At 69.9% G+C, this 20,959-nt stretch carries 24 protein-coding genes, 2 pseudogenes and 1 riboswitch; of the genes and pseudogenes, 15 read left to right on the forward strand and 11 right to left on the reverse strand.

The window, feature by feature from the left end; genetic code table 11:
- The first annotated feature begins 70 nt into the window (after positions 1–70).
- The 3 genes from LRS10_RS10830 to LRS10_RS10840 all read left to right on the forward strand — a co-directional run bounded on the left by LRS10_RS10830 (position 71) and on the right by LRS10_RS10840 (position 4,444).
- Positions 71–1,306, forward strand: coding sequence for a TonB-dependent receptor (locus LRS10_RS10830; RefSeq protein WP_257837261.1), 1,236 nt, complete (start codon positions 71–73; stop codon positions 1,304–1,306).
- A 65-nt stretch (positions 1,307–1,371) separates the two neighbouring features.
- Positions 1,372–3,147, forward strand: coding sequence for a TonB-dependent receptor domain-containing protein (locus LRS10_RS10835; RefSeq protein WP_374571072.1), 1,776 nt, complete (start codon positions 1,372–1,374; stop codon positions 3,145–3,147).
- A 205-nt stretch (positions 3,148–3,352) separates the two neighbouring features.
- Positions 3,353–4,444 carry a sensor histidine kinase gene (locus LRS10_RS10840; RefSeq protein ID WP_257837262.1) on the forward strand — a complete coding sequence of 364 codons (1,092 nt, stop codon included), beginning with the start codon at positions 3,353–3,355 and terminating at the stop codon, positions 4,442–4,444.
- 64 nt (positions 4,445–4,508) lie between these two features.
- Here LRS10_RS10840 and LRS10_RS10845 read toward each other — a convergent pair whose 3' ends face one another.
- On the reverse strand, positions 4,509–4,676 hold the full coding sequence (locus tag LRS10_RS10845; protein ID WP_257837263.1) for a hypothetical protein: 168 nt from the start codon (positions 4,674–4,676) through the stop codon (positions 4,509–4,511).
- On the opposite strand from LRS10_RS10845, the pseudogene LRS10_RS25095 reads away from it, so the two are divergent.
- The 5 genes and pseudogenes from LRS10_RS25095 to LRS10_RS10870 all read left to right on the forward strand — a co-directional run.
- Positions 4,600–4,902: pseudogene (locus LRS10_RS25095) on the forward strand (EamA family transporter); the annotation flags it as partial. The gene LRS10_RS10845 and the pseudogene LRS10_RS25095 sit on opposite strands and share 77 nt — an antisense overlap.
- A gap of 139 nt (positions 4,903–5,041) precedes the next feature.
- A complete protein-coding gene (locus tag LRS10_RS10855; RefSeq protein ID WP_257837265.1) occupies positions 5,042–5,440 on the forward strand; it encodes a hypothetical protein in 399 nt (132 codons plus the stop codon).
- A gap of 52 nt (positions 5,441–5,492) precedes the next feature.
- Positions 5,493–6,047 (forward strand): tetratricopeptide repeat protein, encoded by a 555-nt coding sequence (locus LRS10_RS10860; protein ID WP_257837266.1) that lies wholly within the window; start codon positions 5,493–5,495, stop codon positions 6,045–6,047.
- A 54-nt stretch (positions 6,048–6,101) separates the two neighbouring features.
- Positions 6,102–6,491: a hypothetical protein gene (locus tag LRS10_RS10865; RefSeq protein ID WP_257837267.1), complete on the forward strand. Its 390-nt coding sequence runs from the start codon at positions 6,102–6,104 to the stop codon at positions 6,489–6,491.
- Between the two features lie 45 nt (positions 6,492–6,536).
- Entirely contained in the window at positions 6,537–7,373 is an 837-nt protein-coding gene (locus LRS10_RS10870) for a neutral zinc metallopeptidase (protein ID WP_257837268.1), read from the forward strand.
- A 33-nt stretch (positions 7,374–7,406) separates the two neighbouring features.
- Here LRS10_RS10870 and LRS10_RS10875 read toward each other — a convergent pair whose 3' ends face one another.
- The 3 genes from LRS10_RS10875 to LRS10_RS10885 are packed head-to-tail and all read right to left on the reverse strand — an operon-like array spanning position 7,407 to position 9,576.
- Positions 7,407–8,120 (reverse strand): aspartate/glutamate racemase family protein, encoded by a 714-nt coding sequence (locus LRS10_RS10875; protein WP_257837269.1) that lies wholly within the window; start codon positions 8,118–8,120, stop codon positions 7,407–7,409.
- Positions 8,117–9,133 (reverse strand): D-cysteine desulfhydrase, encoded by a 1,017-nt coding sequence (locus LRS10_RS10880; protein WP_257837270.1) that lies wholly within the window; start codon positions 9,131–9,133, stop codon positions 8,117–8,119. The genes LRS10_RS10875 and LRS10_RS10880 overlap by 4 nt, the downstream gene beginning before the upstream one ends.
- 23 nt (positions 9,134–9,156) lie before the next feature.
- Positions 9,157–9,576: a DUF6491 family protein gene (locus LRS10_RS10885; RefSeq protein ID WP_257837271.1), complete on the reverse strand. Its 420-nt coding sequence runs from the start codon at positions 9,574–9,576 to the stop codon at positions 9,157–9,159.
- A gap of 97 nt (positions 9,577–9,673) precedes the next feature.
- A riboswitch (TPP riboswitch) is annotated at positions 9,674–9,780 on the forward strand.
- Between the two features lie 40 nt (positions 9,781–9,820).
- Between LRS10_RS10885 and thiC the strand changes: the two genes are divergently transcribed.
- On the forward strand, positions 9,821–11,656 hold the full coding sequence (gene thiC, locus LRS10_RS10890) for a phosphomethylpyrimidine synthase ThiC (protein ID WP_257837272.1): 1,836 nt from the start codon (positions 9,821–9,823) through the stop codon (positions 11,654–11,656).
- 19 nt (positions 11,657–11,675) lie between these two features.
- Complete coding sequence (locus LRS10_RS10895; RefSeq protein ID WP_257837273.1) at positions 11,676–12,155, forward strand: hypothetical protein; 480 nt, start codon at positions 11,676–11,678, stop codon at positions 12,153–12,155.
- Here the strand turns inward: LRS10_RS10895 and LRS10_RS10900 are convergent.
- A complete protein-coding gene (locus LRS10_RS10900) occupies positions 12,152–12,715 on the reverse strand; it encodes a class I SAM-dependent methyltransferase (RefSeq protein ID WP_257837274.1) in 564 nt (187 codons plus the stop codon). The genes LRS10_RS10895 and LRS10_RS10900 overlap by 4 nt on opposite strands.
- 247 nt (positions 12,716–12,962) lie before the next feature.
- On the opposite strand from LRS10_RS10900, the gene LRS10_RS10905 reads away from it, so the two are divergent.
- The 4 genes and pseudogenes from LRS10_RS10905 (at position 12,963) to LRS10_RS10920 (ending at position 14,839) form a co-directional block, all read left to right on the forward strand.
- Positions 12,963–13,370 carry a hypothetical protein gene (locus LRS10_RS10905; protein WP_257837275.1) on the forward strand — a complete coding sequence of 136 codons (408 nt, stop codon included), beginning with the start codon at positions 12,963–12,965 and terminating at the stop codon, positions 13,368–13,370.
- A gap of 108 nt (positions 13,371–13,478) precedes the next feature.
- Positions 13,479–13,994 (forward strand): annotated as a pseudogene (locus tag LRS10_RS25100) (acyltransferase family protein); the annotation flags it as partial.
- A 19-nt stretch (positions 13,995–14,013) separates the two neighbouring features.
- Positions 14,014–14,457: an acyltransferase gene (locus tag LRS10_RS10915; RefSeq protein ID WP_257837277.1), complete on the forward strand. Its 444-nt coding sequence runs from the start codon at positions 14,014–14,016 to the stop codon at positions 14,455–14,457.
- A gap of 181 nt (positions 14,458–14,638) precedes the next feature.
- Positions 14,639–14,839 (forward strand): hypothetical protein, encoded by a 201-nt coding sequence (locus LRS10_RS10920; protein ID WP_257837278.1) that lies wholly within the window; start codon positions 14,639–14,641, stop codon positions 14,837–14,839.
- Positions 14,840–15,111: 272 nt separating this feature from the next.
- Here the strand turns inward: LRS10_RS10920 and arsC are convergent, their stop codons facing one another.
- The 3 genes from arsC to LRS10_RS10935 are packed head-to-tail and all read right to left on the reverse strand — an operon-like array spanning position 15,112 to position 16,983.
- A complete protein-coding gene (arsC, locus tag LRS10_RS10925; RefSeq protein WP_257837279.1) occupies positions 15,112–15,519 on the reverse strand; it encodes an arsenate reductase (glutaredoxin) in 408 nt (135 codons plus the stop codon).
- A 4-nt stretch (positions 15,520–15,523) separates the two neighbouring features.
- Positions 15,524–16,594, reverse strand: coding sequence for an ACR3 family arsenite efflux transporter (arsB, locus tag LRS10_RS10930; protein ID WP_257839136.1), 1,071 nt, complete (start codon positions 16,592–16,594; stop codon positions 15,524–15,526).
- 50 nt (positions 16,595–16,644) lie between these two features.
- Positions 16,645–16,983, reverse strand: a complete 339-nt coding sequence (locus tag LRS10_RS10935; RefSeq protein WP_257837280.1) for a helix-turn-helix transcriptional regulator — start codon at positions 16,981–16,983, stop codon at positions 16,645–16,647.
- Between the two features lie 342 nt (positions 16,984–17,325).
- On the opposite strand from LRS10_RS10935, the gene LRS10_RS10940 reads away from it, so the two are divergent.
- Positions 17,326–17,814: an ArsI/CadI family heavy metal resistance metalloenzyme gene (locus LRS10_RS10940; RefSeq protein ID WP_257837281.1), complete on the forward strand. Its 489-nt coding sequence runs from the start codon at positions 17,326–17,328 to the stop codon at positions 17,812–17,814.
- A 207-nt stretch (positions 17,815–18,021) separates the two neighbouring features.
- On the opposite strand, the gene LRS10_RS10945 is transcribed toward LRS10_RS10940, so the two are convergent.
- From LRS10_RS10945 to LRS10_RS10955, 3 genes are all read right to left on the reverse strand, one after another.
- A complete protein-coding gene (locus LRS10_RS10945) occupies positions 18,022–18,975 on the reverse strand; it encodes a hypothetical protein (RefSeq protein WP_257837282.1) in 954 nt (317 codons plus the stop codon).
- A gap of 96 nt (positions 18,976–19,071) precedes the next feature.
- Entirely contained in the window at positions 19,072–19,293 is a 222-nt protein-coding gene (locus LRS10_RS10950) for a hypothetical protein (RefSeq protein WP_257837283.1), read from the reverse strand.
- Positions 19,294–19,669: 376 nt separating this feature from the next.
- Entirely contained in the window at positions 19,670–20,680 is a 1,011-nt protein-coding gene (locus LRS10_RS10955) for a hypothetical protein (protein WP_257837284.1), read from the reverse strand.
- Positions 20,681–20,959 lie beyond the last annotated feature (279 nt).

Genomic DNA, 20,959 nt, shown 5'->3' on the forward strand with positions numbered 1-20,959 from the left:
CGCCGCTTGGGGAATGGCGAGCGCGCGGCCGCGGACGGCCGCCGCTTCGCATGGCTGGAGAGCGATACACGTGAAGACTTCGACGATGCGGGGCCGCCTGCTGGCCTCCACCCTCTACGTCGGCGCCGCGGCGCTGGGGCTCGCGGTTCCGGCCGTCCTGCCGGGTCTGGCTGTCGCCCAGGACTACACCTCGGGCAACCTTTCGGGCCGCGTAGAGACCGCCGACGGCGCGCCTGTCGTCGGCGCGACGGTGACGGTGATCTCGGGCCAGGGCGTTTCGCGCCAGGCGACCACCGACGCCAACGGCCGCTACCAGATCACCGCCCTGCCGGTCGGCGCCTACGTCGCCGCCGTCGACGGCCCGGGCGGCCAACTCGCCGACCAGCGGATCAGCGTCCAGCCTGGCGGCTCCTCGTTCACCTTCACCCTGGCCGGCGGCACGGTGGAGGAGCTGGTGGTCACCGGCGCCCGCCAGACCCGCGACTTCGCCCGGACCGACATCGGCCAGGTCATCGATGTCCCGGAACTCTCCCAGCAGGTCCCAGTCGGCCGCTCCATCGCCAACGTCACCCTGCTGGCGCCCGGCGTCTCGCGGCCCGACTCGACCATCGCCGCCAGTTCGCGGCGCAACCAGTCGACGGTCGTCGTCGGCGGCACGTCGGCGGCCGAGAGCGTCTACTACATCAACGGCCTGAACGTGACCGACCTGCGGAACCTGCTAGGCTACGCCGACCTGCCGTTCGACGCCATCCAGTCGATCGACGTGAAGACCGGCGGCTACCAGGCCGAGTTCGGCCGCGCCACCGGCGGGGTGGTCAACATCGTCACGCGCTCGGGCTCCAACGAATGGCACGGCGGCGCGACCGTCGCCTACACGCCCAAGACCCTGTCCACGAATGCGCCCGATGCTTTCAGCGCTGGCGGCGTCGGCGTGTCGGGCGCTCGGGTCTACAACAGCGCCGCCAGCTACGAGGCCCTCGACAGCTCCGTCTATCTGAGCGGTCCGCTGCTGAAGGACCGGCTGTTCTTCTTCGGCCTCTACAACGCCCGCAAGACCACCGAGTACTTCGCCGTCACCTCCCTGGGCCTGACGGGCGAGAACCTCTACCGCGGCACCCAGAACTACACGAAGAGCGACAGCCCGCGCTGGCTGACCAAGTTCGACCTCAACATCACCGACCGGCAGCGCCTGAGGCGACGCTGTTCTCTGACGAGTCCGAGAACGAGCAGCGCTACTTCGACTTCGACGCCCGGCGCGGCCTCATCGGCGAGGGCCTGGGCTACACCGAGAAGGCCGGCGGCCTGAACCAGATCTACAAGTACACCGGCGCCTTCACCGACTGGTTCACCCTGTCGGCGCTCTACGGCGAGGTGAAGTCGGACCAGCAGGACGAGGGCGACCTCGTCGACACGCCGCGCGTCCGCGACCGGCGCACGACGACCACCGTCTTCCTGACGCCGGCCAACGTCGCCGGCTCGCTGCAGCCGATTGGCGAGGACGTGCGCAAGACCTACCGCGTCGACGCCGACGTCTATGCGGACTTCTTCGGAAGGCACCACATCCGCGTCGGCTATGACCGCGAGGACCTCAAGTCGACGGACGTCCACCTCTATAACGGCGGCTTCGCCATGGACGTCTTCTTCCGGACCGTGCCGGGCACCACCCTGCCGCCGCAGGCCTACGCCCAGACCACCTATTTCGGCTCGGGCGGCGAGTATGGGGCCAGCCAGACGGCGGCCTACATCCAGGACTCCTGGGACGTCACCGACACCCTTACCGTCCAGGCCGGGCTCCGCCTCGACCAGTACAACTACAAGAACCGCGACGGCGAGAGCTACATCAAGCTCGACGACCAGATCGCTCCGCGCCTGGGCTTCACCTGGGACCCGCGCGGCGAGGGGCGCGACAAGGTCTACGGCTCGTTCGGCCGCTACTACCTGCCGATCGCCACCAACACCTCGATCCGCGCGGTGTCGGGCGAGGATTTCCATGTCGAGTACCGCGCCGTCACCGTAAACCCCGACGGCACGCTGGCCCGCGACGCCAATGGCGTGCCGATCCTCGGCGCCCGCCTGCGCGACGACGCCATCTTCGCCCGGCCGATCGCTCCGGATCCGCGCGAGATCGTCAACGCGGACATCGACCCGATGTACGAGGAAGAGTTCATCCTCGGCTACGAGCACCAGTTCGACGGCGGCATGTTCGACGGCTGGCGCGCCGGGGTCCGCTACGTCCACCGCAACCTGGCCTCGACCATCGAGGACACCGACCTCGGCCACGGCGGCGTGCTCGACCGCTACTGCGCCCGCACCCGCGACGCCGGCTGCGCCATCGTCGACGACGCCACCGCCAACGACCGATTCAGCGGCCACTACGTCCTGATCAATCCGGGCAAGCCGATCCGGCTGATGCTGGACCTGCTGGGCGGCCCCGGCGGTGACAACCTTCGCGAGATCACCTTCACCCGGGAGGACCTCGCCCTGGAGAAGGCGAAGCGGAAGTACGACGCTTTGGAGTTCACCTTCGAGCGGCCGTTCGACGGACGCTGGGCGCTGCAGGGGTCCTACGTCCTGGCCAGGTCCAGGGGCAACTACGAGGGGGCGGTGAAGTCCGACATCGGCCAGACCGACGCCTCCATCACCCAGGACTTCGACGCCTACTTCATGGCGGAAGGCGGCCACGGCTACCTGCCGAACGACCGCCGTCATACGCTCAAGCTCTATGGCTTCGTCCAGGCCACGGAGCGGCTGCGCGTCGGCGCCAACTTCTACGCCCAGTCGGGTCGGCCGTACGGCTGCATCGGCTACCATCCGGACGATCCCACGCCCGGCAACACCCCCGGCGCCTGGTACTGCGTGCGCAACGGCGTGCCCACGCTGACACCGCGCGGGTCGGAGGGCCGCACCGACTGGGTGACGAACACCGACCTCAACGTCACCTGGGACATCGTCCAGGCGCGCGAGGGCTTCGGCTCGGTCAGCGCCGCGGTCGACGTCTTCAACCTCTTCGACGAGAAGGCCGTGACCCGCGTGGTCGAGCAGGGGGAGACCGGCGGCGCGCCCGGCATCGTGGTGCCGTCGTACGGCCAGCCGCGCTCGTACCAGACCCCGCGCAGCGTCCGCTTCACTCTGCGCTACGCATTCTAGGCGACCGATCACCCTGCGCCGCGCCTCCCCGGATGCGGCGTCAGGGCGGCGGGAGGGCCGTCCGCCCCGAATGCGGCCCTCCCGTTTCTTTCTGCGACGAGCGGCGGGTTTTCCGCGACGAACGGCGCGCCGCACGCGACAGGCGCCGTGCTAAGGTCCGCCGTCCCGGGCGCTCCGGGCGGAGACCCCGGCGTGAACGACGACCATGAAGGATAGACAGGGCGTCCGCCTAGCCTGGCAGGCCATGCTCTGGTGCATCGTCCTGTGGGTGATCAACCATAGCTTCTACCTCGCGCCCTTGCTCAAGCAGCGGGGCATCGACCGGTGGACCGCGCTCTACTTCGTCGGCTGCGCCGCGCTCGGCGTGGTCTTCTGCTTCAGCATCTTCGTCGGCCAGTGGAAGGCGCGGAACCTGCCCCGCGGCGGCCGCATCGCCGCCGCCGTCGGCTCGACGTTCGCCTCGCTAACCGGTCACACGATCGCCGACTCCTGGCTCTTCATGATCATGATGGGGCCGGACGCACCGGGCGGGGCCAAGCCGGGCTTTGTCCAGGAATGGGACCTGGTGCTCCTCACCAACTTCACCTCACTGGCGGCGGTGCACGTCATTTTCGCGTGCGCCGTGGCGCTGACGCTCGCCCGCATCCAGGCCGACGAGCGCGAGAGAACGCTCGCCGCCGCCCGGGCCGCCGCCCAGGAGGCCCAGCTCGCCGCCCTGCGCTTCCAGGTCAATCCGCACTTCCTGTTCAACGCCCTGAACGCCGTCACCTCGCTGGTCGGCGCCGGCCGCAATCCCGAGGCGGTGGCGGTGGTCAGCCGTCTTTCCAGCTTCTTCCGCGCCTCCCTGGGCGTCCCGCCGGGCGCCTCGGCGCGGCTTCAGGACGAGCTCGACGTCGTGGGCTCCTACCTCGAGATCGAGGCCGCCCGCTTCGGCGAGCGCCTGGCGGTCGAGATCGACGCGCCCGAAGAGCTCTACAGCGCGCTCATCCCGCACTTCCTGCTGCAGCCGCTCGTGGAGAACGCCGTGAAGCACGGCGTCGCCGGCTCCAAGCGCCGGGTGGCCGTGCGCGTCGCCGCCCGGGCGGAAGGCGAGGTCCTGATCCTCACCGTCGCCGACGACGGCGCGGCCACAGGACCCGCGCCGGTCGGGGCCGGCATAGGCCTGCCCAATGTCGCGGCGCGACTGGAGGCGCTGTTCGGCCAGAAGGGCCGCCTGGTCACCCGGCCGCTGAACCCCGGGTTCGAGGCCGAGGTCCGGATGCCGCTCGCCTTCGCGACGGTCAGCAAGGCGGCGTAGTCCTACCACCCTGACGAAGCGGGGCTGCGATGGCGAGGCAGGTTGACGCCCTCGGCGCATCCCCTCACACCGCGCCCGTGTCTTCCCCGCACCCGCACGCGCCGGTCCACCGGCCGCTCCTCGGCATCACGCTGCGCGTCGCCGCCATGGCCTGCATGGCGCTGCTTTCCGCGCTGGTGAAGTGGTGCGGTGACCGCGGCGTGCCGGTCTTCGAGATCATCTTCTTCCGCAACGCCTTCGCCTTCGTGCCGCTCGGGCTCTACATCTGGCGGACCACCGGCTTCGAGGTGCTGAAGACGCGGCGTCCCCTCGGGCACCTGCTGCGCTCGGCCGTGGGCCTGACCGGCATGGTCTGCGGCTTCTCGGCCGTGCAACACCTGCCTCTCACAGAGGCGACCGCCCTGCAGTTCGCCTCGCCCCTCTTCATGACCGCCCTGTCGGCCATGCTGCTGTCCGAGAAGGTCGGGCCCCACCGCTGGGCGGCGGTGATCGTGGGCTTCGTGGGCGTGATGATCATGGCCCGGCCGATCCCCGGCCACATGAACGTCGTGGGCGTCACCTTCGGCATCCTCAGCGCGCTCGGCGCCGCCGGCGCCCATGGTCGCCATCCGCCAGATCGCCGACACCGAACGCGGCCCGACCATCGTCTTCTACTTCACCCTCGGCGGCACGGCCGTGGGTCTCGTCGGCTCCCTGGTCGGCGGCTGGACCGTGCCCGACGCCCAAACGCTGGGCCTGCTGGTGCTTGCCGGCCTGATCGGCGGCGTCGGCCAGCTCTTCCTCACCGAGGCCCTCCGCGCCGCCCCCATCGGCGTCGTCGCCCCCCTTCGACTACACCCAGCTCGTCTGGGCCGCCCTCCTGGGCCTGGTCATCTGGGGCGAGCTCCCGCACCCGGCCACGGTCGTCGGCGCCGTCGTCGTGGCGGCCAGCGGCGTCTACATCCTCCACCGGGAGCTGCGCCGCTTCCGCGCGGCCGCCACCTAGCGGTTCATTGACAGACCTTCGTTACGGGAGGACCCTTCCGTGGTCCCTTCGGGAGCTCGTCCGATGCTGAAGATCCTCGCCTTTTCCACCGCAGCCCTGTTTCTCGTCGCCGGCGCAGCTGCGGCGCAGTCGGTCACGGTGCTGGGCGGCGGCATGGCCCGCGAATGCTCGAACGCGGCCCTGAAGGGCGAGTCCGATCGCAAGTTCGAGGCCGCCTGCACCCTCGCGATCGAGACGGAGATCCTGTCGAACAGGGACCGCGCCGGCACCTATGTGAACCGCGGCGTGCTCCGCCTGCGGCGCAACGAATACGTCGCCGCCCGCGGCGACTTCGATCGCGCCCTCGAGCTCAAGCCCGATCTCCCCGAGGCCTACGTCAACCGGGGCGCCGCCCTGGTCGGCCAGCGCCGGTACGCCGACGGGCTCGTCGATCTCAACAGGGCCCTGGAACTCGGTGTCGACGAGCCCGAGAAGGCCTATTTCAACCGCGCCCTGGCCCACGAGGGGCTCGACGACATGAAGCAGGCCTATTTCGACTACCGGAAGGCTCTCGAGCTCAGCCCGGACTGGGAAGCTCCCAAGAAGGAGCTCGCCCGCTTCACCGTGCAGGTGCGGTGAGCGACGGTCACGGCCGAGCTTGTTTCGCGGGGGGGCGGCGCCCACATCCGGCGCATGCGCCCGCTCAAAATTCCCGCCGCTTGCCTTGCCGCCCTCAGCCTGGGCGCGGTCGCCGCGCCGGCGGCCGCGCAGGATGTCGGCCAGCTCAACGGCCTCAACACGACGCTGCAGCTCAACGAGTTGCGCGCCCAGCAACAGCTCCTCCAGCAGCAGCAGGTGGCCCAGCACAACGAGTTGATGGCGCTCGAGGCCCGCCTGCGCACCGACCAGCACGTCGCCCGCATCCAGCAGGAGCGCCAGCCGGTGCGCCTGCCCGCGTTGCCCTATCCGGCGCCCGCCGCCGCGCTCGGCAGTCTCGACACCTCCAAGCTGCCCCAGATCCCCGACGCGGCGCTCGCCGCGTCCAACCGGCGGGTCCAGGAGATCTCCAAGAACCGCAACTAGCGCGGCCGCGTTAGGCTTCCGGTTTTTCGAAGCGGAGGCGATCTTATGCGCTGGGCTGGCGGCCGGGGTTCCGGCAACATCGAGGACCGGCGCGGCATGGGACCTGCCGGCGCCGTGGGCGGCCTGGGCGCGGGCGGCGTGATCCTCGCCCTCATCGGCTACTTCGTCTTCGGCATCGACCCGTCGACCACGACCCAGGTTCTGGGCGGCCAGAACGTCCAGCAGCAGGAAGGCGTGCGCGGCGGCCCCGCAGACGAGGCCGGCCGCTTCGTCGACGTCGTGGCCACCAACGTCGACGATGTCTGGAAACAGCAGATGCAGGGCTACCGTCCGCCGGACGCCGTCGTCATCTACGACCGAGCCACCGGCACCGGCTGCGGCATGGGCCAGTCGGCGATGGGGCCGTTCTATTGCCCCGCCGACCGCAAGGTCTATCTCGACCTCTCGTTCTGGCAGGAGCTGGAGAGCAAGTTCGGTGCGGGCGGGGAGGCGGCGCGCGCCTATGTCATCGCCCACGAGATCGGCCACCACGTCCAGAACCTGACCGGCGCCACGGACACCGCCCAGCGCATGGGCATGCGCGGCGCCGACAGCGGCGCGGTGCGTCTGGAACTCCAGGCCGACTGCTACGCCGGCGTCTGGGCCGCCCACGCCGCCGCCGTGTCGGGCGGCCAGGTCCAGCTCGACCCGCGCGACATCGAGGACGGCCTGCGCGCCGCCGCCGCCGTCGGCGACGACACCCTGCAGCGCCGCAGCCAAGGCCAGGTGGTGCCTGACGCCTTCACCCACGGCTCCTCTGAGCAGCGCATGCGGTGGTTCCGCACCGGCGTCCAGTCGGGCGATCCGGCCGCCTGCGACACGTTCCGGGCGCCAAGGCTGTAGATCCCTTCCTCCCGGGAAGGGGTTGGCGAGGCCTTATCCTCCCACCTGAGGCGCCGGCTCGAACCCGAGGCATACCGCCACGCAGCGCCGCGCCAGCAGGTCGCCCGGGTCCACCAGCTCGACCCTCACGTCCTCGGGATCCAGCACCAGCGGAACCTCGGTGCAGCCGGCCACCAGCACCTCGGCGCCGGCCTTCACCAGTTCGTCCGCGAAGCCCTTCATGATGCGCTTCACGTCATCGCCGTCGTCGCCGCTCTTGATCCGGTAGAGCGCTTCCATGAAGGCTTCCTGCCGTTCGGGCGGCAGGCTGACCAGGCCCATGCCGCGGGCGGCGAGATACTCCCGGTAGAGCTTGAGCGCGCCCTTGGTGCCCAGAACGCCCGCGCGCAGCGCGCCGCTCTCCTGGGCGGCTTCGGCTCCGAGATCGATCATGTCGATCAGTGGCAGTCCCGAGGCCCGCTGGATCAGGTCCGCGTGCGCATGCGCCGTGTTGCACGGCATCGCCAGCACCTCGGCGCCCGCGCCACGCAGGGCGCCCGCCATCTCGGCCAGCACAGCGCCGGCGTTCGAACCGGGGGGTGTTCCGGTCAGGGACGCGCGGATTGATGTCGGCCAGCACCCGGATGTGGTCCTGGTCGCGTTCCCCGGCGTATAGGCCTGCAGCCGGGCCAGGAACTCCAGCGTCGCCGCGGGGCCCATGCCACCCAACACGCCGAGCGTCAGGGCGTCGGCCGCGTCCTCGATCACAGCTTGCCGTCCAGTTCGCCCTGGTAGCCGAACAGGCCCTGGGCGCCGCCGGTGTGGAGGAACACCACCGTCTCGCCGTCGAAGGCGCCGGCGCGGGACAGCGCGATCAGGCCCTTCATCGCCTTGCCGGTATAGACCGGGTCCAGCAGGATACCGTCGGTGCGCGCCGCCAGGGTCAGGGCGTCGATCACGCCCTGGTCGATGAGGCCGTAGCCCTCCCCGACGTAGTCGCAGTCGGCCTCCACCATGTCGCGGGTGACGCGCTCTTCGAAGCCCAGCAGGGCGGCGGTCTCCTTGGCCAGCTTGAACACGTTCTCTTCCTGCTTCTCCTTCGGCGCGCGCACGCCGATTCCCAGCACCGGGATATCCGAGCCCATCACGGCCAAGCCCGCGACGAGACCGGCGTGCGTTCCGGCGCTGCCCGTGGCGGTGACGATACGGTCGATCTCCAGGCCCAGCTCGTTGGCTTGGGCGACCAGCTCCAGCGCGCATTCGGCATATCCCAGCGCGCCCACGCAGTTGGATCCGCCGCCCGGAATCACATAGGGCCGCCCTCCGGCCTCGGCCACTTCCTGCGCGACCTCGGCGAGCGCCGCGTTCATGTCGCTGCCGCCCGGGACGTGGCGGATCTTCGCGCCCAGCAGCTCGTCCAGCAGGACGTTGCCCGAGCGGTTATAGTCGACGGCCTGGCTGCCGGTGCGGTGCTCCAGGATGACTTCGCACTTCAGGCCGAAGCGCGCGGCCGCCGCCGCCGTCTGCCGCACGTGGTTCGACTGCACCGCGCCCTGGGTCACAAGCGTGTCGGCGTCGTTCGCGAGCGCGTCGCCGAGCAGGAACTCGAGCTTCCGGGTCTTGTTGCCGCCGCCGGCCAGGCCCGTGCAGTCGTCGCGCTTGATCCACAGCGTCGGCCCGCCGCCGTCGGGGGTGACCAGCGCCTCGGTGAGGCCGGGGAGCGGCTCCAGCGGGGTGGGCAGGTGGGCGAAGCGGACGGGATTATAGCGGGCGAAATGCATGCCTTCGCCCTAGCCCGTCGCGCCTACGGCCGCAATCGCCGCGGCAGGGCCTCCACCTCCGCGGGAGAGGCGCGGACGATCGACTCCACGATGCAGCGGCTCTCGACGCCGCCTCGGGCGATGCCGATGTCGAGGTCGATCGGCTTGCAGACGATGGCGCTGCCCGGTGGCTGCCGGATGATCAGCGGATCCGACGAGATAGAGCCTGCCAGGCACGAGCCGGCCATGGTCACGCGATAGACCTCGCCGCGGTTCACCCGCACCATGAGCGTCTGGTTGTTCACCACGGTGTGGTTGCGGATGTCCATGGTGCGGAAGCAGTCGGCGCCGCTCAAGGACGCCCCGGCGGGCGGCGGCGGCAGGACGGGCGCGGGCTCGGCCGGCGGATAGGCGCTGCAGGCGCCCAGAACAAGAACCAAGAGGATGGGGGCGGCGGCGTTCATGGCGTGTCTCCCTGGTGGCTCAACCTACTATGGCCGCGCCTGTTCCGAACCCTGCCATTTGAGCCTTCCCCCGAACCGCGTTCGGGCGTAGCGTCCGAGCCAATCCTCGGGGGTCGCGCTTGAGCGGCTGAGAGGTGGGTGAGCCCACGACCCGTCGAACCTGATCCGGGTCATGCCGGCGAAGGGAAGGGCCCGATCCAGACCCAACCTGCGCCCGTGATCCGTCCCGTTACGGAGCCACGCGATGAACAAGCCCGCCGGAACCCTCCAAGCCGCCGCCATCCCGACGGGAGAGCGCCCCGGCTCGAAGAAGGTCTACGAGCCGGGCAGGCTGTGGCCGGACATCCGCGTGCCGTTCCGCGAGGTGGCCGTCCACCCGTCGGCCGAGGAGCCGGCGCTGACGCTCTACGATCCCTCCGGCCCCTACACCGATCCTGTCGTGCGCATCGACATCGAGTCCGGCCTTTCCCGGACGCGGGAGCCTTGGGTCGTCAGCCGCGGCGACGTCGAGATCGTCGCCAACCCGCGCGCCGTGAAGCCGGAGGACAACGGCTTCGCGAAAGGCGAACACCTGGCGCCCGAGTTCACCGCTCCGCGCCGCGTCTATCGCGCCAAGCCCGGCGGCAATGTCACACAGCTGGAATATGCCCGGCGGGGCGTCATCACGCCTGAGATGGAATACGTCGCCATCCGCGAGAACCTCCGCCGCAAGGCGGCCGACGCCTTCATCCGCGACGGCGAGGACTTCGGGGCCTCGATCCCGGACTACGTGACGCCGGAGTTCGTCCGCGACGAGATCGCCCGCGGACGGGCGATCATCCCGGCCAACATCAACCACACCGAGCTGGAGCCGATGATCATCGGCCGCAACTTCCTGGTGAAGATCAACGCTAACATCGGCAACTCGGCCGTCCTCAGCCACGTCTCGGACGAGGTGGACAAGATGGTGTGGGCGATCCGCTGCGGCGCCGACACGGTGATGGACCTGTCCACCGGCCGCAACATCCACAACATCCGCGACTGGATCGTCCGCAACAGCCCCGTGCCGATCGGCACCGTGCCCATCTATCAGGCGCTGGAGAAGGTGGGCGGCGTCGCGGAGGACCTGACCTGGGAGGTCTTCCGCGACACCCTGATCGAACAGGCTGAACAGGGCGTCGACTACTTCACCATCCATGCGGGCGTGCGTCTCGCCTACGTCCCGCTGACCGCCAGCCGCGTCACCGGCATCGTCTCCCGCGGCGGCTCGATCATGGCCAAGTGGTGCCTGGCGCACCACAAGGAGAACTTCCTCTACGAGCACTTCGAAGAGATCTGCGAGATCATGAAGGCCTACGACGTCTCGTTCTCGCTGGGCGACGGCCTGCGGCCGGGGTCGATCGCCGACGCCAACGACGCCGCCCAGTTCGGCGAGCTGGAGACGCTGGGCGAGCTCACCCAGGTCGCCTGGAAGCACAATGTTCAGGTGATGATCGAAGGCCCCGGCCACGTGCCGATGCACAAGATCAAGGCCAACATGGACAAGCAGCTCGCGGTCTGCGGCGAGGCGCCGTTCTACACGCTGGGCCCGCTCACCACCGACGTGGCGCCCGGCTACGACCACATCACCTCCGCGATCGGGGCGGCGATGATCGGCTGGTTCGGCACCGCCATGCTCTGCTACGTGACGCCCAAGGAGCACCTGGGCCTGCCGAACCGCGAGGACGTGAAGGTCGGCGTGATGACCTACAAGCTCGCAGCCCACGCCGCCGACCTCGCCAAGGGCCATCCGGCGGCGCGCCTATGGGACGACGCTGTCTCCCGCGCCCGTTTCGAGTTCCGCTGGGAGGACCAGTTCAACCTCGGCATCGATCCCGAGACGGCTCGCGAGTACCACGACGAAAGCCTGCCGAAGGAGGCGTTCAAGACCGCCCACTTCTGTTCCATGTGCGGCCCAAAGTTCTGCTCGATGAAGATCAGCCAGGACATCCGCGACGCCGCGAGAGGGCAGAACGACGTGCAGACCGGCATGGACGAGATGTCGAAGAAGTTCCGCGAAAGCGGCGGCGAGATCCTCGTGCCGCTTACGCCGGCCGAATAGGACGCCCATCTCGGACGGCGTGGACACGCACCGCCTGCTGAAGGTCCAGTCGCCGGCCCTCCGTCTGGGAGGACGGCGGTTCGGGGCCCACACCTTCGTCGCGCACCAGGATGCCCAGGGCCGCATCGTCCGCGAGCTGCACGGCATCGCGCGCGGCCCCGGCGGCGCGCCGCTGCCGTTCCTGGGCGGTGTGGTCCCGTTCCGGCGCGAGGTGCTGTGGGGCGAGGACATCCCGCGCCGCACCGGCTTCTACGACCCGGCCCATCCGCAGGGGCCCCTGTTCGAAGGCTCGGCCGCCGAGGTCGCCGAACGTCTCGCCGCCGCCGAGGCCTGGCGGCAGGGGATCAACGCCCGCGCGCTGCGTTATCCGTGGCCCGCCGTCCGGTCCGGCAACTCCAACAGCTACTACGCCGCGCTGCTGGCGGCGATGGGCCTCGCGGACATCCGCCTGCCGGACGAGCTCTGGGCCCCCGGCGTACGCCGCCCGCTGGCCGCCTAGCGGCGGATCACCACCATAGAGTTGTCGCCCAACTGCACTGGCGGGCGATGAAGGGTGACCACCTCGTAGTTCAGCTGGGTGGTCTTCAGGTGGATGACCAGCTCGACCATCATGTCGATGGCGACATCCTCGATCACATAGAGCCCGCCGGGCTTCAGCCGGCGCAGGGAGTTCTCCAGCAGTGTGATCGCCGCCTGGGCGGTGTGCAGCCCGTCGTCGATCATCAGGTCGAAGTCGACGTCGCCCACCTGCTCCCACAGCCGCGCGATGGCCGCCGGGTCGGTCTGGTCGCACTGGAAGGTGCGGATCCGCTCCTCGGTGAACAGGATGTCCCCGTCAATGTCCGCGCCCACGATCTCGGCGTTCGGGAAGTAGCTGCGCCACAGCCTGAGCGATGCGCCCGGCTTGCCGGCTTCGCCCATGCTGGAGGCCAGCTCGGGGTTGTTCGTGCCCAGGCCGCACTCGAACACGTTCCGCACATGCTCGCGACAGTGGCCGAACAGCCGCTCGTAGAAGTCGGCATAGGTGTGCGGCGCCCACTTGAACGGCCGCCCCTTCATCGAGAACGACCCCCTTGTCGGTCCCGTAAGCCTCGCACAGCGCCGTCAGATAGCTGTTCTTCTGCACGTTGTAGTGCACCCGGTAACTCCGGTCGAAGTTGGCCTCCAAGGTGTCGCCCACCGCCGCATGCAGCATCAGGCCGCGGAGGTTCATCTTGATGAAGTCGGTCATGCGGGACGGTTAGCGCAAAGCCGGCCCCCCGCGCCACGGACCCGCTACACAACCCACGGCTGGTGGAACCTGTTAATGAGTTCTGCTTTTGTTCTTTCCGTCATGCCGCCAGCTCCGCCCGCCTCCGCCGCCAAGATGCGGCCGATCCCCGCCGCCGCCGAAGACAGCATCGGTGACTTCCAGAAGTATCCCGGCGCGCGCCTGCTGCTGGTCTGCGCCGCCTGTTCCTGGTGCAGGCCCTATAATCCGGAACGGGTCATCGCCCGCCTGCGCGAGCTGCGGACCGGCGGCTACGCCACCCGACCTCGTGGACTGCGCCCGCCGGGTCGGTTGGAACTGCCCGGCCTGCTCCCGGATGCGCTGGCGGATGCAGTTCGCTTGGCCGCCCGGCCTCGACGAGCGCGAGGTTCGCCGCCTCGCCAACCGCTACCGCAACTGACGCTGCGCCCCTGCGGCGTCGGCGCCGACATCACGGGCCTGTGATCTCGCGCCGGCCGTGCTAAGGGGGCGGTGATGCAGTCGGCAGCCCACCTCCAGGAGCGTCCAGGCACGCTCGTCTCGGTCCAGGTCCTCCGGGCGGTCGCCTGCCTGATGGTGCTGGTCCATCACGCCCGCAACCCGCGGCCCTGGCTGTTCGACCCTATGGTCGGCTGGAACCTCACCACCGGCGTCGACATCTTCTTCGTCATCAGCGGCTTCATCATGTACGCCGCCGCCCGCGGCGACGCCCCGGCCGAGTTCATGCGCCGCCGCGTCATCCGCATCGCGCCGCTCTACTGGATCGCCACGCTCACCTGGGCCGCCTGGCTCGCGCTGCGCGACCTGCCGACCCCGGACGCCAGCCATCTGTGGCTGTCGCTGGGCCTGATCCCGCACGAGAGCCCGATGCACGCGGGCACCGTCTGGCCGGTGCTGGTGCCCGGCTGGACGCTCACCTTCGAGATGGGCTTCTACCTGTTGTTCGCGCTCGGCCTCGCCGTGCGGCGTCTCGTGCCGGTGACCACGGTCGCCATCTGCGCCCTGGTCGCCGCGGGCTTCCTCTTCAAGCCCGAGGCGGCCGTCCTGCGGGCCTTCACCGGACCCATCCTGCTGGCCTTCCTGGCCGGGGTTTGGATCGCCTGGGCGCATGCGCGGGTTAGCTTCGCGCGGGCCTGGCCGCTGGCCGTCCTGGGGGGCCCTGGGCCTCGCCGTCCACGCCACCCCGCTCCTGGACCTGCCCAAGCTCTGGGTCGTGGCCTCCAGCGCCGCCCTCGTCGCCGGCGCGCTCGCCTTCGAGCCGATGCTGCGCGCCCGCCGCCCGAGGCTGCTGGAGCTGCTCGGCGACGCCAGCTACGCCATCTACCTGTTCCACACCCTCGTGCTGGCCATGGTCATGTGGCAGGGCCGCAAGCTGGCGCTGGAGGGCTGGCCCCAGTTCCTCGTGCTGATGGCGGTCGGCTGCGGCCTCTCCACCCTCGCCGGCGTCGCCATCCACCTGTGGATCGAGAAGCCGATGCTGAAGGTGCTGCTGCGCCTGCGCCTGCCCGGCCTCCCGGGACCGCGCCGGGCCGCCCCCGAAGCGGCGGGATAGACGTCCCGCGCACCCGGAACGCCCCCCGTGCTTTTACGGGGTCCTGGAACAGCTTCGCCGTAATGGGATTGATCCCTCGCGCCGCAGCTTCCGGCGCTTGTCTGGTCGACGACGTCCCTCTGGCCCGCTGTCAGTCCCCGGCGCGCGCCAGGGGGATTGTCCCGAAGCGTTGTCGGAGCCCATGGTTGACACCATCAGCATCTCTCCCGAAGGCCTGCGCTGGGCCGTCAAGCACAACGGCGGCGTGCTGGGGTTCGCCGAGACGGAGCAGGAAGCCCTCGGCGTCGCCCGCTCGCTGCTCGGCTGGCTGGACGAGCAGGGCCGCCTGGGCGAGCTCGTCACCGAATCCCGCTCCTGGGCGCCTCCGGGGTCCCAGGCTTAGCCCGCGAGGGCGATTCCCTCGGGCAGGGAGACCACGCCGCTGACGTCGCCCTCGCCGGCGATCGTCCGATCGGCCTGGGACCTCGGCAGCGGCGACTTCCACGAGCCTTCCCGATCGGCACCGCCTCCGCTGGATGTGCGGCCCATAGGTCACCATCCGCATCCAGCCGTCCGACTGCCGCGCCTCCGCGCACCTGATGAAATTCGCCTAGCGGTCGATTGCAGCCGTTGAGCCGGGCGCTGGAAGCGGGCCTTCGCCAGACCTCGCCGCTCCTAACGACGCACCACCTCACCATCCTCCTTCGTGAAGCTCTCGGGCTTTCGCTCCAGGAGGTCGAGCACAGCTTCGGACGGGCGCGTGAGCTTCGCGCCCAACGGCGTCACCACGATGGGCCGGTTCACCAGGATGGGATGCCGGACCATGGCGTCGAGCAGCGCTTCGTCGCCCACGTCGGGCGCCAACAACCCGAGCTCCGCGGCCGGCGTACCCTTCTCCCGCAGGATGTCGCGTGGCTTCGCGCCCATAGCGGCCAACAACTCCATGAGCTGCGGCCTCGTCCAGCCCGCCTGTAGATATTCGATGACTGTGGGCGCGTAGCCAGCGGCCTCGACCATCGCCACGGTATTCCGTGACGTGCCGCAGGCGGGGTTGTGGAAAATGGTGATCGGGAAATCGGTCATCGGCCTACCTCGTGATGGCTGGCGCGCATTGGGAGGCCACACGCCGGACGGCCGCGCCGCGCTCGTACCAGCCCTTGGAACGGTTCACGATGGCCACGACGGTCAGCATCACCGGCACTTCGATCAGCACGCCAACCACGGTCGCAAGCGCCGCGCCCGACGAGAAGCCGAACAGGCTGATCGCGGCGGCCACGGCGAGTTCGAAGAAGTTGCTCGCGCCAATCAACGCTGAAGGTCCGGCGACGCAATGGGCCTCGCCGGTGGCGCGGTTGAGCACATAGGCCAGGCCCGCATTGAAGTAGACCTGGATCAGGATTGGCACGGCGAGCATCGCGATGATGGCTGGCTGCGAAAGGATTTGCTCGCCCTGGAAGCCGAAGAGCAGGACGAGGGTGGCGAGCAGCGCCGTCAGCGACAGGGGGCCAATACGGGCGAGCACGCGCTGCAACGCGGCCTCGCCGCCGCGCCCAAGCAAAAGACCTCGGAGCGCCTGAGCCAGCACCACGGGAACGATGATGTAGAGCCCGACCGACAGGAGCAGGGTCTGCCAGGGCACGGTGATCGCCGAGAGCCCGAGCAGCAGCCCGACGATGGGCGCGAAGGCCACGACCATGATGGCGTCGTTCACCGCGACCTGGCTGAGCGTGAAGTGCGGCTCGCCCCGGGTCAGGTTGCTCCAGACGAACACCATCGCCGTGCAAGGGGCCGCCGCAAGCAGGATAAGCCCGGCGATGTAGCTGTTGATTTCACCGGCTGGCAGAAAGGGCCGGAACAGATAGCCGATGAAGAGCGCGCCCAGCGCCGCCATCGAGAAGGGCTTCACGGCCCAGTTGACGAAGAGCGTCACGCCGATTCCCCGCCAGTGCTGGCCGACCTGGCGCATCGCGCCGAAGTCCACCTTCATGAGCATGGGGATGATCATCAGCCAGATGAGCACCGCCACGGGCAGGTTGACCTTGGCGATCTCGGCGGAGCCCACGGCGCGGAATGCGGCCGGGAACAGGTGGCCTAGCGCTACGCCGGCTACGATGCATAGCGCCACCCAGATCGTCAGGAAGCGCTCGAAGCGGGACATCGCCTTGGGGCCGTCGGCCGGGGCGGGCGGTTCGATGGTCATCGGAGGGCTCAGGCTGCGCAGCAGTCGCGGGCCACCGTGGCGAGCGGACCGCAGATCTCGGGCGATCCCGCGCAACAGTCCTCCATCAGGAAGGCGAGCAAATCGCGCATGGAGCCGTACTCGGCGGTGTAGATGATCGACCGTCCCTCCCGGCGGGAGTTCACTAAGCCGGCCTGCGCGAGGATGTTGAGGCTCGCTGAAAGGGTGTTCGGGAGCACGTCCATCTGCCGGGCGATCTCCCCGGCCGGCAGTCCTGCGCCCCCCGCTTGCACCAACAGGCGGAAGACACCCAGGCGGCCCTCGTGGGCTAAGGCGGACAGCGCGGTCACGGCGGCTTTCGTTTCCATATTTCCTGATTACCCGAAATATACGACCGATTGAAGACGCTAGGGGCGGGCGCATGCTGACCTTGTGCCGGCCTGCGCGGCTCGGAGACGCTGCCGTCATCGCGGCGGGGTCGGGCTCCGGAAGCTCCCGGGCCGCCTCTTCCCTGAGACGGCGCCGGCTTGGGGCCCACGGAGCCCAAGGGCTTCAGGACCTCTGGGCGTGCATGAGAAGCACGGCAAGCTCGGCGGCGTGTGGCGCGACTGCGTGGTGATGGAGCGGCTGATCCCGGAAAATGTGACCTGACGCATTGACGAATCCATATTTCCAGAATAATCGAAATATAGATCGAAGGAGGATTACCCATGCAACGCATGCACCTGCACGTCAGCGTCCCTGACCTCGCCCAATCCATCCGCTTCTACGAGACGCTCTTCGGCGCGCCGCCCAGCGTGGTGAAGGACGACTACGCCAAGTGGATGTTGGACGATCCTCGTGTGAACTTCGCCATCTCCCAGCGCGCCACAGCAGCGGCCGGCGTGGATCACATCGGCATTCAGACGGACACGCCGGAAGAGCTTCAAGCCTTGTCCTTGCGCCTGAAGTCGGCTGGCGCGGACACCTTTGATCAGGAGGCGACGACGTGCTGCTACGCGAAATCCGACAAGACCTGGGTGAACGATCCGGCGGGCGTACGTTGGGAGACGTTCTACACCTTCGGTGAGGCGACCACGTACGGCGAAGACCCGTCGGCCGCAGCACTCGCTCCCCCCGCAGCGCTCGCTCCCGCCGCTGCGGCTTGCTGCGGAAGCGCGGCGCAGCCGAAGCAAGAAGCCGCGGCCTCCTGCTGCTGACCGGATCTCGCAACGGCCTCGGGCACACATCGCCCGAGGCCTCTAGCGTCGGCGAGGGCCAAAGGCATGAGCAGCCGGCCCGTCCTGGCGTTGGATCGCCGGTCACAACAACATTCCTACAGCTCGTAGCGGAGGCGCCGCGCCCCGCGAGCCCGCCTGCCTGCCGACCGCCTCTCGGCGGATCCTACGACTGTCCGCCGTCGACCCTCAGTGGATCTTTCCTCGCCGGGCTCCCGCGCCCTGAGGGCTCCGCGCGAGGCGTTCTTCGATCCGCTGGACGGTGGCGGGGTCGGCGGAGGTGCGGGCGGCCTCAAGCAGCTCTTCACGCGCCTGCGCCAGGTGGACCGCCGCCAGCGCCTCGATGTCCGCCGGATCCGGAGCCTGGTCGAAGCCCGGAAGCAGGGCGGCGAGCCGCGCCTCGGCGGCCGATCGGCGGTCGCGCTCGGCCGCGCGTTCAGCCTCCTCGGCCCGCATCATCGCGGCCGCGACCGCCGGCGCATCCGTTCGCGCCGCAAGATCGGCGGCTTCGTCCCAGGCGAGGGCCGCCGTGAGGACCTCGAGGCGGGCCAGCGGGCCGTCGCGGGGATCGAAGTCGACGACGCTCCGCGCCGCCTGCAGTTCGCCCAGGCGGGCGTAGGCGTTCGCCAGGGCGGCGATCTCCACCTGTACGATCGGGTCCGACCGCAGGCGGGCAAGCTCGGCCTTCCAGGCGTCCGCCGCCGCCAGCGCCAGCGCCCGGGACGGTCGCGGGCCGTCCGAGGGGGCCTTGTCGAGGGAACGGGCGACGAGCTGGGCATAGGCGACGGTTCTCGGCGACACCGTCTGCATATCGGCCATCAGGCGCGGGAGAAGGGGCGTGCGTCCTTCGAGCTGGGCGATGGGGCGCAACGCGGCCGCCGGCGCATGGCCTGAAGCCTCCGCCAGGATCGCCGCATCCACCGCCGCGTCACTGGCCTCAAGCTGCCGGGTCAGCTCAGCGAACAGCCTGTCCGGATGGTCTGCCCCAGCGGCCGTCCGCCGCTGCTGGTCCTGGCGCTGCAGGTTGTCGAGAACCTCGGACAGCGCTTCCACGGCCGCAGGCGAGGGCGCGGAGCTCGGAGCTCCCGGCGCGGGCTGGGCTTGGGCCGCAACGCCGGCGGCGAGGAGCAGCAGTAAGGACAAGGCCGCTGTTCGCATCCGAACATTCCTGCACAGCTCGGGAGGGCTTGCCATCCTGCGCCGTTCGGAGGCGGCCTGGCGCCGCCCCATGGTCGGTCGCTAGTCGCGGCTCTTGGCGCCGGCTTCGGCCTTCTCGGGCGCCGGCCACACGCGCACCGCCACGGCCACGCTGATCGAGCCGATCACGGCCGCGGCTGCGCCGCCCCATTGGAACAGGTTCATGCCGACGGCGGCGAAGTGGCCCGCCGTTGCGCCCGACAGCAGCACAAGACCCGCCGAGGCCCACTCGGCCACCAGCTGCTTGCTGATCGGTTCGGACATGCGGAACTCCCCACGGACGGTCGGCCGGATGGTCGGCGGCTGGATATGACGTGCCGCCGGTGAATGCCAAATGACGGCGCGGCGCGCGATGCGACCCGAGCGCGCATCGCCCAGATGCGCCACTAGCGTATTTTCCCGTGAGGCGACAGGACGCCGTCGCAATTTCCCCTGCGGGTTGTATATCGAGGGGGTCGAAACGGTACTTCGCCCGGCGCGCCCCCAAGGACGCCGGGCGTTTTTTTGGCCCGTTGCTTTGCCCGACGACGCGCCACGCGGCCTGGACCGATCCAAGCATGTGAAGAGGGCGGCGCCCGGACCGGACGCCGCCCTCCTGATCCCCTCCGGCGAGGGGGCCCCAACGGAAACGCGTGGCCGCCTATTGCGGCGGCGTGACGCCCGACGGCGCCGTCTCGGCCGGCGTCGGCACGGGCGCCGGCGTCACCGAGATGATCGGCGGGGTGCTCGGCATCGGGGCCGGCGTCGCCGTGGCCGGCGCGGTGGTCACGGCCGAGGCGCCGGTGGCGTCCGGCGTCGCAGCCGCGCCGCCCGAACCCGGGTTCAGGGTCGAGTAGGCCTGCGGGCCGGCCGGCAGGCTGGCGGTTCCGCTGGCGTCGATGCCCTGATCCGCGGCGCTGGCGGCGCCGGTGGCCGCGGCCGGGCGGGCGGGCGCGTCGCTCCGGACCTGGGCGGTGCGGATCGTGGACGTGCGCTCGGCGGCGGGCGTCGATGGCGCGGGCGTGGCCGCGGCCAGGGCGCCCGGAGCGGTCGAGGTGGTCGATGCCGAGGGCGTGGCCATCGCCGGCTCCGTCGTCATCGGAGCCTCGGCCACCGCCAGGCTGTCGGCGCCGGGCGTCAGTTCGGCCACGCCGTCCCCGCCGCGGGTGGCGTACCAGCCGGCGGCGCCCACGGCGCCGAGGGCCACGACGCCGGCCGCGATCGCGGCCATCGGCGCGCCGCTGCGGCGGGCCGGAGCGGCGGTGCGGGTGCGGCCGATCGGCGAGATCAGGCCCGCGTCGTCGTCCGCACGAGTCGTCAGGTCTGGGCGGCCGGTCATCGGGTCGGCCGCCATCGCCGCCGAGGCCGTGGTCGTCCCGTGGCGGGTCGGCTCATAGGTGCGCACCGGCTCGGCCATCGGACGGGTTTCGTGCAGCCGGGTCTCCCCCTTCGGGGTCTCGCCGATCGCGCCCTCGCCGGAAGGCTCGAAGCTGCGCGGCTCGGCCGCCACCGTCGTCGCCGCGCCCGCGGCGCTCGCGCGGCCCATGCCGCGGCGCTTCTTGCCGCGGGTTTCCCAGACCGGGGTGGCCGACATCAGCGGGGCGTCGGTTACAGCGTTGTCGTCCGACGAGCGGGCCCCATTGCCCGTCATGCCGGTATGATCCATGGACATTGTTGTCCCTCCAGAAAGTGTCGCTAAGTCAAAACGATGATCTGCGGGGCAAGTTCCATCTACAGCCAGCGTGAGCTGAGCTGTGGCGGAATAATGGCAAGTCATGGTGTGTGGGAAACTGTGGTCAAGCCGCCCCTGTTCTTCGGAAGGTATGGCCATATGTCTTGGGGCGTGCTGTTTCGGCGGCGTGCTCTTCCACTCGCCGACTGATCGGCTCAAGCCCAAGATTCGCCGCAATGCGGCGCGGCAGCCTGTAACGCATCGACGTCGCGCGTGTTG

It is taken from the genome of Phenylobacterium sp. J426 (genome assembly GCF_024699945.1).
Classification (GTDB): Bacteria; Pseudomonadota; Alphaproteobacteria; order Caulobacterales; family Caulobacteraceae; genus Phenylobacterium.